At 55.9% G+C, this 16089-nt stretch carries 10 protein-coding genes; 5 read left to right on the top strand and 5 right to left on the bottom strand.

Translation table 11 applies throughout. The features are described 5' to 3' along the window. Nucleotides 1–3836, bottom strand: a 3836-nt coding sequence (locus QWJ34_RS22800) for a fibronectin type III domain-containing protein (RefSeq protein ID WP_302731402.1), incomplete at its 3' end; no start/stop codon positions are given. A gap of 865 nt (nucleotides 3837–4701) precedes the next feature. Between QWJ34_RS22800 and QWJ34_RS22795 the strand changes: the two genes are divergently transcribed. Beyond that, nucleotides 4702–4971: an ACT domain-containing protein gene (locus QWJ34_RS22795; RefSeq protein ID WP_302731401.1), complete on the top strand. Its 270-nt coding sequence runs from the start codon at nucleotides 4702–4704 to the stop codon at nucleotides 4969–4971. 18 nt (nucleotides 4972–4989) lie between these two features. Further along, a complete protein-coding gene (locus QWJ34_RS22790) occupies nucleotides 4990–6345 on the top strand; it encodes a PFL family protein (protein WP_302731405.1) in 1356 nt (451 codons plus the stop codon). A gap of 452 nt (nucleotides 6346–6797) precedes the next feature. Here QWJ34_RS22790 and QWJ34_RS22785 read toward each other — a convergent pair whose 3' ends face one another. The 3 genes from QWJ34_RS22785 to QWJ34_RS22775 all read right to left on the bottom strand — a co-directional run bounded on the left by QWJ34_RS22785 (nucleotide 6798) and on the right by QWJ34_RS22775 (nucleotide 9159). Continuing rightward, nucleotides 6798–7952, bottom strand: a complete 1155-nt coding sequence (locus QWJ34_RS22785) for a mandelate racemase/muconate lactonizing enzyme family protein (RefSeq protein WP_302731400.1) — start codon at nucleotides 7950–7952, stop codon at nucleotides 6798–6800. A gap of 98 nt (nucleotides 7953–8050) precedes the next feature. Beyond that, nucleotides 8051–8740: a hypothetical protein gene (locus QWJ34_RS22780; RefSeq protein ID WP_302731399.1), complete on the bottom strand. Its 690-nt coding sequence runs from the start codon at nucleotides 8738–8740 to the stop codon at nucleotides 8051–8053. Between the two features lie 41 nt (nucleotides 8741–8781). Then, on the bottom strand, nucleotides 8782–9159 hold the full coding sequence (locus tag QWJ34_RS22775) for a hypothetical protein (protein ID WP_302731398.1): 378 nt from the start codon (nucleotides 9157–9159) through the stop codon (nucleotides 8782–8784). 204 nt (nucleotides 9160–9363) lie between these two features. On the opposite strand from QWJ34_RS22775, the gene QWJ34_RS22770 reads away from it, so the two are divergent. Then, entirely contained in the window at nucleotides 9364–12924 is a 3561-nt protein-coding gene (locus QWJ34_RS22770; protein ID WP_302731397.1) for an S-layer homology domain-containing protein, read from the top strand. 81 nt (nucleotides 12925–13005) lie between these two features. On the opposite strand, the gene QWJ34_RS22765 is transcribed toward QWJ34_RS22770, so the two are convergent. Continuing rightward, a complete protein-coding gene (locus QWJ34_RS22765) occupies nucleotides 13006–13773 on the bottom strand; it encodes a spermidine synthase (RefSeq protein WP_302731396.1) in 768 nt (255 codons plus the stop codon). 194 nt (nucleotides 13774–13967) lie between these two features. On the opposite strand from QWJ34_RS22765, the gene QWJ34_RS22760 reads away from it, so the two are divergent. Together QWJ34_RS22760 and QWJ34_RS22755 are read left to right on the top strand one after the other, a co-directional pair. Continuing rightward, on the top strand, nucleotides 13968–14567 hold the full coding sequence (locus QWJ34_RS22760) for a TetR/AcrR family transcriptional regulator (RefSeq protein WP_302731395.1): 600 nt from the start codon (nucleotides 13968–13970) through the stop codon (nucleotides 14565–14567). Nucleotides 14568–14617: 50 nt separating this feature from the next. Beyond that, nucleotides 14618–15859: an MFS transporter gene (locus tag QWJ34_RS22755; protein ID WP_302731394.1), complete on the top strand. Its 1242-nt coding sequence runs from the start codon at nucleotides 14618–14620 to the stop codon at nucleotides 15857–15859. The last annotated feature ends 230 nt before the right edge of the window (nucleotides 15860–16089 follow it).

Raw genomic sequence — 16089 nt, 5'->3', positions numbered from 1 at the left:
GCTTTGAGCGTGTTCGCCCAGCCGCCGACTTTGACAACCGTGAACGTACTGAAATGGTTCACGATGAATTGAATGCCGGCCTGGCCGTCTTCAAGCTGCGAAGCCGTGCCGCGCACCAGTTGCTTGGTGCCGTCGCTGTGCTCGATATAGATGCCGATCTGCTGCATATCCGCAGCGGTATACGTGCCCGCCGGAAGCGGCAGGGTCAGCGTCACCGGACGGCTTTGCAGATTGGTTTCGATCGTCATCGGACGACCGAGTACCGTGATGTCGCTGCCGTTCGCCGCCGATACGATCGCCGGATTGGACAGCGCGCGCTGCTGGATTTCCGCGCTGGTGGACGTGCTTTTCACCGGCACGAGGTGGAAATACAGATCGTCGCTTACTCCGTCCAGAGACGAAGTCGGCACGTCGATGCGCACATTCGGGTTCTGGATCACCAGTGCGATGCCTTCCTGCTTGAGCGCCGCCGAAGCCGCGGTCGGCACCGTCAGGTTCCACTCGGACACTTCGTCGCTCGGGTCCGGCAGGACGATCGCCGCCGTTTTGGAACCGGCCGCTTTGAGCTGCTCGATAACTTCTTTGGCTTTCGCCGCAGTCAACTGAAGTTCATCTTTCGTTTTGCCGTCCGCCGACTTGGTGCGGGTGATGTCCAGTGTGGAGACTACTGCGCCTTTGGCGACGGCTCCGTTTTGGACATCGACTTTGATAATGCTGGTTTGCGTCGACGGTGCAGGCGCTGCGGCCGGCGCGGTCGTAACCGGCGTTGTGCCGCCTCCGGTTGTCGGAGTTGTCGGTGTTGTCGGTGTTGTCGATGCACTTGCTTTCTTCGGTACGATTGCATAATCCGTAATAGTGCCGTCGGAGAAGATTTTTTTGCCGTTGTACGCAATAACAGCGAAGAAATACGATTTACCGTTTTCCAGCTTTTCTACCGTGTACTCGGTTGCCGTCGTTCCCTCTTCCACTATCGACTTCCAGCCTTTGTCAATATTCAATGGCTTTTGATCGCCTTGATACACCGCAATAAAATATCTTTCGGCATTCGGTACGGCAGTCCATTTCAGCGTTACCTTGCCGTCTCCGGCTTCGATTTTTGTAAACGCCGGATTTTGCAGCTTTACCGCCTGCGGCGTTACGGCCGAAGTCGCTTTGGAGAATCCGGACGTTCCATTTAATCCTACCGCTTTCACCGCGAAGACATAAGGCTTTCCGTCGGCCAGTCCGGTTACTGTATACGATTTCTCCCGAATGTCGTCTTCAACTTTGGACCAGAGACTCAAGTCTTCCGGTTCGTATTCGCCCTGGAATTGATAAACTTCATAACTCAACTCCCCTGCGCTTACATCCCAGGTAAGCGAGGCTTCGCCCGATTTCGAAGTGACCGCTTTAACGTTTTTCGGTGCTGCCTGCTGCTGCGGAAGCGGGATTTGAATGTCTTGATAAGGACGAAGTATTGGATATCCGTTTACAAACCAGGGTGCCAGTGTCCAAACCTTATCGAAGTCCCAGCCTGTAAATGTAACTGGCTTGCGCATGCTTGTGCTATCGATCCCAACCGCGTAATCGGACTGGGATTCAAGCAGGTAGAGCGGCTGCAAATCCGAATTCCAGAAATTTTGCTCAAATCCTCTTATTGTCGTAGAAGAAGAATTATACCGGCCCAAGAAGGCGCCTACGCTCATCTCGTCGGAACGAGGGTTGTCCTCGCTGAACGTAATGCGGTTGGCCGAATAGTTGTTTTTCACAATAAAACCGGCAGGATCCGTATCACTTACATCCAACGCCTCGATCTGTCCAATAAATCCGCCGATTGCCTCGACCTGGCCAGAGAATCTTTCCAACTCCCCATTTGCCGGTACATAAATTTCGCTCCACGTATAGTTATTGCTAACGTTCGTAAATTCGTCGGTCTCCAAAGAACCAATAAAACCGCCGACCAGATAATTCCCGCTCACTTGCCCGTTGGAGGAGTTTTGTTGGATATCTCCTCCAAAAGCCACTCCGATCAAGCCGCCAAGCGCGTACGTATTTTCGTGTCCTTTGATTTTGACCGATGCGGTGTTGAACCGAAGAGTATCTTTACTGCTGCTGCCGATCAAACCGCCAATGTTGCGCACGCTGGAATCTTCGTTGACCAGAGCATCTACGTAACCTTCAGTGGTGTTATTGATATAAGTGCTTTCTTCCGAACTTCCGACAAGCGCTCCCACATGGCGATATCCCTGTACGCTGCCGGATACTTTTACATTTTGGATAGTCGACTCTTGAGCACTCCCCGCCAGCGCTCCCACATATCTGCCCGACTGAATAGATACGTTTTTCAAAGTAAGGTTTTTGATTTGAGCGTCATAAAGAGAGCTGAACATTCCGACATAATTCAGATCAAATTCAGGGTCTTTAACGTTCAAAGAATCAATCGTATAGCCTTTGCCGTCGAATTTACCTGTAAAAGCAGCTTCGCCGTCCGCTCCGATCGGATACCACGAGCCTTTATAAGAAATATCGTTCAACAACATATAATTCGCCGACAGATCGTCCCCGACATGATCGAGGTCTTCCTGCGTGCTAATCAGGTTCCATATTTCATTGTCGATTTCTTGTTGGTGATAGTTATATACTTCTTTCACTTGCGGAATCACCGAGTTCGAGTTCCCGTAACGAATTTTATCTTGATTATTGGAAATAAACTCAACAGTAAACACGTAAGGAACCCCGCCTGTCAGTTTCTCAGCAGTATATCTCACCTCGATAGGGTCGCCGGGAACAGTCATGGAACTTTCGAGTTCCGTCCACTCTCCAAGATCCGCGGGACCTTCTTCGCCTTGATAGACGTATACGTTAAAAGTACCGTCGACGGTTTCTGTTTGTGTGTGCCAGGAAATCGTAGCCGATCCTTTTCCAGCACTTGCCGTAACCCGGTATTTATCCTCATTCGGCGTGACCGAAGCGGAGGCTTCGGAGAACTCCGAGTAAACGCCTTCCGACACTGTTTCGCTGTTGAAAGCTTTGACCGCAAATACATAAGGTTTTCCGTTTTCCAGTCCGACGACTTCAAGACTGTTGGTCTTCAACAAGCCGTCCTGCGGAACCGGCGCCCATTCCGTGCTGTCGGCAGGCGCTTCTTCGCTCTGGTATTGATACACCATGTAGCCTGCTGCGCCGCTTACCTCGTCCCAATTAACGGTCGCCGAATGGTCGCCGGCATTTGCGATGACGTTGAGCGGCTCGGAAAGAAGCGAGTAAGAAAGATCGGTTACTTTCGTTTCCGTATCGTTGGATGTCTCGGTCACTTCCAGGGTCCCGCTGTTTTGCGGGAGCGTAATGTTCAAAACAACGTTTCCGTCTGCATCCGCCGCTTTATGCGCAAGCTCTTCTTTGGAGTCGACATAGAACGTATCGTATACCGTGATTACGGTATTCTCCTCAAATCCGGCCGCTTTAAGGGTACCGACTTTGCCGTTGATTCTCGATAGCTCCACACTAGGTTCAGGAAGGTCGATGCCGGAATAAGGAATGCTCCGTATTTGCGTATCGATTCCATTTAGTCTGGCCACAACCGTAAGCTCTCCTTCTACATGCTTAAAAGTAAAACTTAGAATCGCTTCACCGCTTGCGTCAGCTTTTTCTTCCGCAAGTAATTTCGAGTCATGATCGTATACCTTAACGTCATCTCCGAACGACAATCCGGTAGCCGTGACAGTCCCGGTGCTGCCGTTAATATCTGTTAAGTCAGCACTCGGACCCGCCCCCGCAAAAGCCAAATAAGACTGCGACGGAAACACCAGACTAAAAATCAACGCGATCACAAGCAGCGAACGAAATTTCCTTGTCAACTAAATTCCCCCTCTGGATGTCTAAACCGGTTTCCGCCCGCAGGACTTCCCCTCCGTACGACGATTATTTGAATACCGATTTTTTTTGAGTAAGGATAATCTATCACCCCGTTCTGAACATTTTCTGAACAAGGAACAATTTTTAGGTGCATCACTCCGTGTGGATTAAAAATTGTTCCCGCGACTAGCGATTGGTTTTATCACTCCACGCGAATTAAAAATTGTTCCCGCGACTAGCGATTGGTTTTATCACTCCACGCGAATTAAAAATTGTTCCCGCGACTAGCGATTGGTTTTATCACTCCACGCGAATTAAAAATTGTTCCCGCGACTAGCGATTGGTTTTATCACTCCACGCGAATTAAAAATTGTTCCCGCGACCAGCGATTGGTTTTATCACTCCACGCGAATTAAAAATTGTTCCCGCGACCAGCGACTTCTTTTGATTTTATCTTTTGATTTGAGCCTTTAATTTTCAATCTCCCAGCCCCGCCCTGTCTTTTATTCCACCCGAATAAAAAAACCGCGACCAGCGACCTTTACGCCTTTCATGCCTTTCATGCCTTTCATGCCTTTCATGCCTTTCATGCCTTTCATGCCTTTCATGCCCTTCACTCCTTCACTCCTTCACTCCTTCACTCCTTCACTCCTTCACTCCTTCACTCCTTTTAAAAATCCTACACCCGCCCCCGCCCCAAAACGTTCAAACACGAAACCCCTTACATCCGTTTTCCCATAAATCCCCGATTGCCGCCCGTCTTCCAATCTGACATAATAACTCATAACTTAACGCGCTAACGCACTACCGGACCTTCCGACTATTTGCCGACGCGCGTCAATGGAACCGAACAAGGGGGCATTTTTCGTGAAAGGCATCATTACCGTACTGGGCAAAGACAAAGTGGGCATTATCGCCAAAGTCTGCACGTATCTCGCGGAGCAGAACGTCAATATCCTCGACATCTCGCAGACGATCGTACAGGATTACTTCAATATGATGATGGTCGTGGATATTTCCAGCCCGTCCAAAGCATTCGAAGACCTGATTACCGACCTGCACGAATTGGGACTTACCGTCGGGGTCGAGATCAAGCTTCAGCACGAAGACATTTTCAACAGCATGCACCGGATTTAAGGAGGAAACGCGGCCATGATCTCAAGACTGGAAGTGCAGGAAACGAATACGATGATCTCCGAGATGAAGCTCGACGTGCGCACGATTACGATGGGCATCAGCCTGATGGACTGCGGGCACTCGGACCTCAAGATTTTCAATCAAAACGTGTACGACAAAATCACCCGGCTGGCCGAAAAGCTGGTCAAGACGGGCGAGGATCTGGAGCGGCAGTTCGGCATCCCGATCATCAACAAGCGCATCTCCGTCACCCCGATCGCGATCGCGGCGGGTCCGGTGCAGGCAAACAGTTACGTGGAAGTGGCGCGGACGCTCGACCGGGCGGCCAAAGAAGTCGGCGTCAACTTTCTGGGCGGTTTCTCGGCGCTGGTGCAAAAAGGGTACACCAACAGCGACCGCATCCTGATCGACAGTATTCCCGAAGCGCTCGCCGTGACGGAACGCGTGTGTTCGTCGGTCAATATCGGTTCGTCGCGCAGCGGCATCAATATGGACGCGGTGAAAAAGATGGGCGAGATTATCAAGCAGACGGCGGAACTTACGGCGGACCGCGATTCGGCGGGCTGCTCGAAGCTTGTGGTGTTCTGCAACGCGGTCGAGGACAATCCGTTTATGGCGGGCGCGTTCCACGGGCCGGGCGAACCGGAGTGCGAGATCAACGTGGGCGTCAGCGGACCGGGCGTGGTCAAGCGGGCGCTGGAGGAAGTGAAAGACGTGGACTTCGAAACGCTGTGCGAAACGATCAAACGGACGGCGTTCAAAGTCACGCGGGCCGGCCAGCTCGTGGCGCAGGAAGCGGCAAAAAGGCTCGGCGTGCCGTTCGGCAGCATCGACCTGTCGCTGGCTCCGACGCCGGCGGTGGGCGATTCGATCGCGGAAATCTTCCGCGTGATGGGGCTGGAAGAAGCCGGCGCTCCGGGCACCACGGCGGCGCTCGCCATCCTCAACGACAATGTGAAAAAAGGCGGCGTGATGGCGTCTTCGTACGTCGGCGGCCTCAGCGGCGCGTTTATCCCGGTCAGCGAAGACCAGGCGATGATCGAAGCGGTGCAGCGCGGCGCGCTGACGCTGGAGAAGCTCGAAGCGATGACCTGCGTCTGCTCCGTCGGGCTCGATATGGTGGCGATTCCGGGCGATACGAGCACCTCGACCATCGCCGGCATTATCGCGGACGAAGCGGCGATCGGCATGGTCAACAACAAAACGACCGCCGTGCGCCTGATCCCGGTCATCGGCAAAGACGTCGGCGAGATCGCCGAATTCGGCGGCCTGCTCGGCTACGCGCCCGGCATGCCGGTCAACCGGTTCGACTGCGCGCCGTTTATCAACCGGGGCGGCCGGGTACCGGCTCCGATTCATAGTTTTAAGAACTGAGAATTATTGAGGAATGTATGTAAAAAGGCGGACCGTTCCAGCGAATGGTCCGCTTTCAGAGTGCCGAAAAAGCCGGTTCTTGTTCCAAATCAAAAATAGCAGCACAGGTACACTTATTTCGAGCGAAACGCTTCTTTTCTTTCAAATAGCGACGCAGGTGCAGTTATTTGGGAGTGAAAGTGCGAATAGAAGCGTAAAAGCTCGAAATAATTGTATGAGCGCAGTTATTTGTTCGAAAACGTAAGATTAAGCCTGAATAAGGGTATATATGCAGCTATTTAGGGCGCGTCCTGCCGCCTGTTTTATTTTCCTGTCTTTTCCCCGGCGGGCCATTCCAGCGAATGGTCCGCCTTTCTTTGACTGTCCGGCTGCTTCTTCGGCCTTTCGGCCTTCTTTTTCTTATCGATCCCGGAGGAGCTTACCGCGCGTACGTCCAGCGCGGGGACCGTCGCTCAGCCGCCGGCCGCCGCGCTCCAGCCGCTTTCTTTTACCCTGCGGTCGTAATGGGCGTCGTCGATATGCAGGCCGAATCCCGGCGTTCGGGGCAGCGCAATCTTTCCGTCTTGGATCGTATACCCCGAGGTGTCGATGCCCGGAATTTGCGCTTCGTCCCATTCCACATAGAAGAATCCTTCGATCGCCGGATACGTCTGCGCGGAAGCGAAGTTGCCGTAGAAACCGCCATAGTTGTGCGGCGCGGCTTTTACTCCCGACTTGGCCAGTCTTTTGCCCAGCGGCAGCCAGTCCACCACGCCGTAATCGCGCAGATCGTATTGAATCGCGTCGATCAGGCCCTGCTCCGCCCACTCCACGATCGGCCCGGCCGCGTGTCCTTCTCCGTCCGTGATCAGCACCTGCATATTCCGATCGGCCATCCAGTCTTTCAGATTGCGGTACAGCCTATCGTCTTCGTGAAAAGCTTCCTCGATCCACAGCAGATTGGACTGAGCCGTTTCCGTCAGCACGCGCTTGGTCAGATTCAGGTTGTAGCCGTTGTTCGCGTCGATCGCCAGCTCGCAGTCCGGGCCGACGGCTTCCCGGATCCCGTTGACGATAGCGATATCCCTGCGCGTGCCGGCTTCCAGTTCCATGTGCATCGCGCCACGGCCCACTTTGATCTTAAACGCGCGAAAACCCGCCTCGTAGCCGGACATCGCTTCTTCCTGCAGCAGCGCCACCGCTTCCGCGTCGGTCTTCAAATGCAGATCGTCGAAGTAAAGGGACGTATCGTAGCCGGGTACTTCCAGCGTTCCATCGTGCTTGCGGCCGCTCAGCAGTTCATGGACCGGGATTCCTCTTGCTTTGGCCAGCCAGTCCAGCAGCGGGAACTGGATGCCGCAGAATCTTTCTTTGATCCATCTTTCCTCGCAAAAAATGTCCCGAACGCCGGCTCCGATCAGCGCCTCGGCCGTTTTGCGCGGAATGCGGGACCAGCCGTACCCCGTATGGCCGCCCATTGTAATCCGAACCAGCGGACAATCGACTTCTTTCCCGTGCACGCCCAACCTGGCATTGCTGCCGGCCAGCCGCGGACGTTCCCCCGTCAGGATGACCTGCTCGATTTTTTCTATGCGCCAGTCTTTTTCCAGATCCTCGAATGTAGGCATTTCGTTCCGTCTCCTTTCCAGTACAAAGGCAGAATTTTAAGCTTTATGTAAAAACAGGGTAACATCGAATTCATTCGGCGTCACCCTGTTTTGTGGTGTTATTTTTTTCGCTCGCTTTGGCCGCCGCTTTCGTCCTGCGGACCGTCAGGCACAAGCTTTTTCCAATACGAAGAATCGTGTCCGCTCTGCGCGTGAGCAGCGGGACCGGATGCCGGCGCGCGGCCGTCCGCCGCATCGGCGTTCGCGGCATCGGTCGCCGCCAGTACGCCGGTTCCGGCCGCGGCGGTGCCGCCGGCACCGGCGCCCGTATTTCCCGCGTCGCCTGTATCCGCCGCATGTTCCGCGCCTTCCGCGCCGTCGAACAGATCGAACACGCCGAACGACAGCAGGCCGACCGCGGCGATCTTCGCCAGGTCTTTGCCCAGCGTAATCGCCGTGTCTTTATCGCCGCCCGCGATAGCGCGGACGGTATCGCGCCCTTTGCCCGCAATTTGCAGCACGCCGATGCCCATGCCGGTCAACGTGCCGCCTACGGTATCGACGACTTCTTTTCGGCCGCGGTCCGCGCGCTCCTTGCTGCCGGTAACGACTCCGCCCAGCGTCTGGTAGGTCCCGTCCGCCAGGCTGCCCAGCACTTCGCCCGTATTCGACGTCGCCCGGTACACGCCTTTGCCCACATCCTGGATAAAGTCGCTTTTGACGATTTTGCCGGTGAGCCCGATCGAACCGCCCACCACGCCTCCCGTTACTTTCCCCGCCAGAACGCCCAAATTTTTCAACAGCGCCATTCCTCTTCCTCCTTCATGCTGCTTCCGGCTGTGTTTTCGATTCAAAGGACCCGCGACTTACGGCGAACCGCAAAATGCGTAACGAGCAGTACGATCGCCTGCGGAATCAGCAGCAGGACGCTGAATATGATCACGGTCAGCTGCGGCGAGAGAGGTTTGAAATAAGATTCCCAATATCCCTCGCCCACCATTCTGACAAAGTAATACGAAATGCCAAGCGACAGGAGATTGCCGATCGGCACCGCGTAAACCGAACCGAATCTGCGGCTTGCATAAGCCAGCGCCCCCGTCGCGACGATCGCCAGCACATATCCCAGAAACGAATGATGAGCGCGATCCTGCGCCATTCCGAAATACAAATACGGCAGCATATAGATCAGAACGATCAGCGTGCTCCATTCGTATTTGCCCATTTTCATAACCTTTTACCCTCCCTCTCCATTCGATGATACATATATTGAACGGCAGAAACCGGCCAAAGTTAGCCCTGCGGCTCAAATCCTTCAAGAAACGGATGCACGCGCCCTGCAAAAAACCTCTTGTTCAGAATTTGTTCAGAACAGCGTGTTACCCTTCTATCACCAGAAATATATTGTATTTATTTCGAAAGGATGATTGCAGCTTTGAATACCGTCAAAAGAAAACCCCGGCTGTCCGGATTTCTCGCAGCCGTACTTGCCGTAGGACTTGGAGCGAATGCCGCGGTTCCGGCCGCGCACGCAGCAGGAGGAGACGCCGGTTTATCGAGCAACGGGGAAACGGCCAACAACAACGACAATCCGAACCTGCTCAATCCGTATCTGAAAAGTCTGTCCGTCGCCGAAGGTTCTTTTTCTTCCGCTTTCGACAGCGAAGACCAGGGGCCGTATACGTTAACGGTCGCAGCCGATGTGGATACGCTGCACGTTTCGGCCGAAGCGTTCAGTCCCGATGCCACCGTCACGATCGGCGATCAGGTTCTTGAACCGAATATGCCGGTTGATGTGCCTTTCGACCCGGCAGACGAAGAAACGTTCTTCATGGTCGAAGTCGATGTGCCGAATTATCCGGGCGGCGTAGGCTACGGCGTTACGGTGGAACGCGAACCCGCCGGCAGCGACGATTCCCTGCTGGACGGGCGCTTGAGCCGCCTTGAATTGACAGAGGGCGACCTCGATCCGATATTCGACGCGAATGAGCAGACATACATGACTACGGTGGATAGAGACGCGGAGACCCTGCATTTTACCATCGAATCCATAAGTCCGAATGCCGAGATCCAGGCTGTGGAACCTCTTGGCGGACCGGATGAAAAATCGCTGGATGAATATCTGGTCAATCAGACCGGCAAAGTCCGCGAGTACGCCATTCCGTTCGATCTCTCGAAAGAAGACATGATCGTCCGCTTCGACACCGGCGTTCCCGGCTCCAACAGCGGGTACGGATACGGCATTATGATCGAGCGCGAAGCGGTTTCCGGAGACCTGACCTTAATCGGCACTGCCGAAGAACTGGCTGGAATTTTTTCCAATCTCGACGGCCAATACAAGCTGGTCAACGATATCGATCTCAGTGATTATCCGGGCGGCTGGATTCCGGTCGGGGACGAGTCTCATCCGTTTACCGGAGAACTTTACGGAGAAGGATATACACTCTCCGGTTTGACGACGGCGTCGGAGGCAACGAAAAATGTCGGCCTGTTCGGCGTAATTCGGGATGCGAGAATTGAGAACGTACAATTGACCAGCGTCGATGTCGAAGGCAAGTCTTTCGTGGGCGGACTCGCCGGAACGGCAAGGGATTCGTTAATCGCCGGTGTTTCGGTTCAGGGCAAGATCAAAGGCAACATCAGTGTCGGCGGGTTGATCGGCTATGTTCAAGGAAAACAAAACCCGGACAGAGATCTGCCTATAGGAATCTATATGGCCAAAACGAACGTGGAGATTTCTTCCGCCAGCCAATCGGGTATGGGGATAGGCGGTCTCGTGGGCAGAAGCAGCGGCGTCTACATTTGGCGAAGTTCCGCAATAGGAAGCGTAATCGCCGAGGGATCTAGCAGTCGTATAGGCGGCCTGATCGGTCACGCGGTGCATTCCTATATCGTGGAAAGCGAGAGTCGTGCGGAAGTAAGCGGCGAGAGCGCCATAGGCGGTTTGATCGGCTATTTGGAGAATTCGATCGCCGTGTATTCCCATGCGGCCGCAAATGTAACAGGATTCTCCAATACAGGCGGATTCGCCGGCGCTGTCATGATTAGCGATCTGTCGGCCGATACGCCGTCCGAGATCGAGTTTGGAGTAGCGGAAAGCTACTCGACAGGCACAGTAACGGCAGCTGCGCGGCCGCTCGCGAACGTATTTCATATTGGCGGATTTATAGGCAGCTTGGCCTCCTACCAGTCCTCTTTTATCTTCGGACACAACTACACCGTCTCGACGGTCGAAGCCGCCAATGCTGTAGAGCGTTATGTCGAGAGAACCATCGGCGCTTTTATCGGCGCAGCGAGCATCCCGTCCACCGCCCGGGTTCAAACCGGCAGCAGTTTCTGGAATACCGATACCGCGGGATTGCAGGGGATTCCGGAATCGGCGCTTTCGGTCCAGGCTTTTGCGGAAGGCCGCACTTCGGCGCAGCTCCGCGATGCCAAGACTTATACGGACGATACTTCGTCCGATATCGGCAGTTGGGACTTCGAAGAGATTTGGACGATGATTGCCGACATCAACTCCGGTTATCCGGTTCATCAATGGCAGTACGAACAGCCGGAAGTCCCGAATCCGGGCGAAGGCGTGCCGGGAACCGACCCGGAACCGGGCACCGGCACTTCTCCAAACCCGGGCACCGGTACTAGTCCGGGTACGGGCAGCTCTCCGGGCACGGGAACAATCCCGGGCAGCCCGTCCGCTTCGCCGATTCCTTCAAGCGCAGTAACCGCTCCGACGCTTCCGGCCGTTCCGGGAACGGCCGCGACCGGCGTATCGGTTCTGGTAAACGGCAGATCGGAAACAGCCGGAACGTTGAAAACAACCACATCGGCCGGCCGCACTACAGCCGCCTTGACCGTCGATCCCGTCAAGCTGACAGAGCGGCTGAACGCCGAAAAATCCGGCGCGGTCATCACGCTTCCTTTCGCTTCGGCCGCCGATACGTTTACAGGCGTGCTTACGGGACAGATGGTCAAAGCGCTGGAAAACAAACAAGCTATTTTGAAAATCGAAACGCCTGCCGGTTCGTATACGATTCCGGCCGCGCAGATCAAAGTGGACGACCTGTCGCGTCAAATGGGCCGGACAATCGGCCTGGCCGAACTTGAAATCCAAATATCGATTGCCGCCGCCGCATCCGAAGAAAGCGCGCTTGCCGCATCCAGCGCCAAGGCGGGCGGCCTGGAAATCGTCGGAGTTCCAATGGACTTCCGCGTTGCCGGTGTCTACGATGGCCGTACCGTCGAAGTCGACCGCTTCAACTCTTATGTAGAGAGAAGCATCGTGCTGCCCGAAGGCGTAGACCCGAATCGGATCACGACCGGAGTCGTTATCGATCCGGACGGCAGTGTTCGCCATGTCCCTACTCGCGTCGCGCAATCGAACGGCATCTACAGCGCGGTAATCAACAGCCTCACGAACAGCACCTACGCCGTCGTATGGCACCCGATCGAATTTGCGGACGTTAACAGCCACTGGGCAAAAAAAGCCGTTAACGATATGGGCTCCCGTCTGGTTATCGAAGGCACGGACGGCAAATTCGAACCGAACCGCGATATGACCCGCGCCGAACTTGCAGCGGTCATCGTCCGGGCTCTGGGATTGAAAGCGCAGGAAAGCGGAGTATCGTTCTCCGACGTATCCGATTCCGACTGGTACGCCGAAGCCGTGGAGACTGCTTACTCTTACGGCATTCTGCAGGGCATGGGCGACGGAACATTTGCGCCGAACGCCCCGGTCAGCCGCGAACAGGCAGCGGCTATGCTGGTCAACGCCATGAAACTGACCGGACTGCAGGGCGGAACGGACGGACGGTCGCTTGAATCGTTCCGGGACTTCTCGGCGGTATCCGCCTGGGCGCAAACGGATCTGTCCGCAGCGGTACAGGCCGGCTTGATTACGGGCCGAAGCGGCGGAACCCTCGCGCCGAAAGCCCATGTGCTGCGCGCCGAAGTCGCTCAAATGCTCGAACGGCTGCTGGAACGCTCGGGCTTGATTTAATCCTGCTTAACATGCACCCTCTACAATGAACATCGGAACCTGACGGTTACGCCGATGCTCGTTTGAGGGTGCATTTTTGCGTCAACGATTCCCGCCTCCATACCCGAACATCCCGTCCTCCAGCACCGTCCCGATCTCCGGGTCCGACGGACGGAAGCCGGCCATCTGCCGCGGTTTCGCTTCGATCGGAACTTTCGCGCCGGCCAGAATCCGGTTGGTCGCGTCGTTCGGACCGTCCGCCGGCAGCGCAAAGCCGCGCGTATGGGCGAACGTTTCGGACAGCCCCGCCCATACCGCTTCGGTAAACGAATCGCGACGTCCTTTACCGAATACGTTGAGCAGGATAGCGCCCCGTTCGTTCAGCTTCCGCTCCGCCAGCTTGAAAAACTCCCGCGTAAAAAGATGCCACGGCGTCCCCCGCTCGGTGAACGCGTCCAGCACGATATAATCCAGCGAACCGTCCGGCTCCGCGGCCAGCAGCTCGCGGCCGTCGCCGACCTTCACCGCCGGACCGTCGTATCCGAAATATTCCCGGCTCCACTCCGCAATCGTGGCGCTGATCTCCGCCGTGCGCATATCCCGGCCGGCAAAATGCCGCGCAATCGTCCCGATTCCGTGCCCGATCATAAACGCCCGCTCGAAAGGCGGATCGCCCTGCTCCATCAGGTGCGCGATCGCCCGCGGATATTCCAGCACGATCCGGTCCGGATCGTCCAGGTCGAGCGCGCCCTGCACATCGCCGTTGGCGAATTCCAGCACGCGAAACCGCCCTTTTTCTTCATATAAAACGTCCGTGTCGATCACCGCGATCTCGCTGCCGTGCTCGCGCCGCTTTGCCCGTATGTCCATGCGTTCCCCGTCCTTTGCCGCCTGCCGCTTTGTCGTTTGTGCGACGATTTGTTTCATTATAAGCGATCCGCTGCGTTTTGCCCAAAATCCGCTTTCGGCGGTTGAAGTCCGGCTCGGAATCTGGTAATATACTGAACAAACGTTCAGGATTCGTAAAAACCTTTTTTCGATATAGAAAGCCAGGGTGACCCCAGTTGAACAAAAAACAAATCCAGAGCGAACAAACGCGCAAACGCATCGCCGACGCCGCGCGGAATCTGTTCGTGCAAAAAGGCTATAAAGCGAGCTCGATCGAGGATATCACAGCCGCCACGGGCAGCAGCAAAGGCAATATTTACTACCATTTCAAAAGCAAAGAAGGATTGTTCATGTACCTGCTCGACGAGTGGGACCTGGACTGGTACGCCAAATGGCGGGAAAAAGAGCACTTGTTCCAAACCGCGGCGGATAAAATGTATGGCTTCGCCGAGCTGCTCGTGACCGAAGACCTCAACCATCCGCTGACGCAGGCGGCGGACGAATTCTTCGGCGGCGAGATCGAAAGCGACGTCCGGGAAAAGCTGGCCGAGATGACGGCGGGACATATGCGCTTCAACCGCGACCTGATCCAGGCGGGTATCGACAGCGGAGAGTTCAAACGCGGCGACGCCGACCGGCTGGCGCTGGTGCTGGAAAGCCTGGTCATCGGGCTGAGCCGCGTATCGCGCCGTCCCGGCGCGGAAGACGCGCTGAGTACGTACCGGCTTGCCGTGGACGTGCTGCTGTACGGGCTGGCGAAGGAGCCGGAAGATTAGCGTACGGGATCGCATCGGGCACTTATTTATAACCATGGAGGATGCTTATTATGGATTTGATGCTTCGCAACCGGGCGGCTTTGCTGCTGCTCATGTTTAATATTTTTCTGGTCTTCACCGGCATCGGCCTCGTGGTGCCGATTATGCCGACTTACATGAATACGCTGCATATCGGGGGCATCATCGTCGGTCTGCTGACCGCTACGTTCTCCGTGGCGCAGTTGATCTGCTCGCCGATCGGCGGCCGCATCTCCGACCGTCTCGGCCGCAAAAAGGTTATTATCGTCGGCATGGCGATCTTCGCCGTGTCGGAGTTCCTGTTCGGCATCGCGAACGCGCCGTGGCTGCTGTTCGTCTCGCGGATTCTCGGCGGCATCGGCGCGGCGCTGATTATGCCGGCCGTGATGGCGTATACCGCCGATATCACCTCCGACGAAGAACGCGCCAAAGGCATGGGCTTTATCAATGCCGCGATCACGACCGGCTTTATTATCGGGCCGGGCATCGGCGGTTTCCTGGCCGAATTCGGCATTCGCGTGCCGTTCTTCGCGGCCGGCTTCGCCGCCCTGATCTCCGGGGTCGTCACGCTGCTCGTGCTGCCGGAATCGCTCAGCCTTGAGCGCCGCGCGGAGATCGCCGCGGCGTCCGCCGGCAAACGCGACAGCCTGCTCAAGCAGCTGGCGACGTCGTATAAGACGCCGTATTTTCTCAGTCTGGTCATCGTATTTGTCAGCGCGTTCGGTCTGGCGAATTACGAAACGGTATTCGGACTGTTCGTCGATCACAAGTTCGGCTTCACCGCGCGCGATATCGCCGTGATTATCACGTTCGGTTCGATCGCGGGCGCCGTGGTGCAGGCGACGTTCTTCGGCTGGCTGCTGAACCGCTTCGGCGAGCAGCGGGTGATCTCGATCTGTCTGGCGGTCGCCGCGGTCTTCGTTTTGATGACGCTGCTGGTGCATCCGTACTGGCTGATCGTGACCGTCACGTTTATCGTGTTCCTGGCGATCGATATTCTGCGCCCGGCGATCGGCACGCAGATCTCCCGCCGCGCGGGCGATCAGCAGGGCTTCGCCGCCGGCCTGAACTCCGCGTACAGCAGCCTCGGCAATATCGCCGGCCCAATCGTCGCGGGCGCGCTGTTCGACGTGAATATCAACTACCCGTACGTATCGGCCGCGATCGTGCTGTTCCTCTGCTTCCTGCTGGTTCTGCTTGCGGGCCGCAGAGACCGCGAGCTTAACGACGGCCCGGCCGCAGCCGCGCAGGCTCAGCCGGCGGAACGGGTGTAAGCGCAAGCGATAGACGGGCGTTGGATGGATGCAGCCGGTCTGGCAGATGTAAGGAGTCGGACGGACACAGTCCGATAATCCAGTCGCCCCTCGCGCCGCTCTAACGGAACTGAGAAGCGTTATTTGCCCGAATTCGGCCCTTTCCGAATCCTAACGGAACCAGGAGACGCTAATGCGCTTTTATGGCGGCAAGAAAGCGGCAAATCGGCGAATTAACGCTTCTGTGTTCC

The organism is Saccharibacillus sp. CPCC 101409, from assembly GCF_030518235.1.
Classification (GTDB): Bacteria; Bacillota; Bacilli; order Paenibacillales; family Paenibacillaceae; genus Saccharibacillus.
Note: the sequence above shows the minus strand (reverse complement) of the source record. Positions and strands in the feature narration are given on the sequence as shown.

Coding starts and splice junctions, on each gene's coding strand:
- QWJ34_RS22765 (WP_302731396.1), bottom strand. CDS start 13,773: ATGGACATACGGGCAAAGCGGCGCGAGCACGGCAGCGAGATCGCGGTG.
- QWJ34_RS22785 (WP_302731400.1), bottom strand. CDS start 7,952: ATGCCTACATTCGAGGATCTGGAAAAAGACTGGCGCATAGAAAAAATC.
- QWJ34_RS22775 (WP_302731398.1), bottom strand. CDS start 9,159: ATGAAAATGGGCAAATACGAATGGAGCACGCTGATCGTTCTGATCTAT.
- QWJ34_RS22755 (WP_302731394.1), top strand. CDS start 14,618: ATGGATTTGATGCTTCGCAACCGGGCGGCTTTGCTGCTGCTCATGTTT.
- QWJ34_RS22780 (WP_302731399.1), bottom strand. CDS start 8,740: ATGGCGCTGTTGAAAAATTTGGGCGTTCTGGCGGGGAAAGTAACGGGA.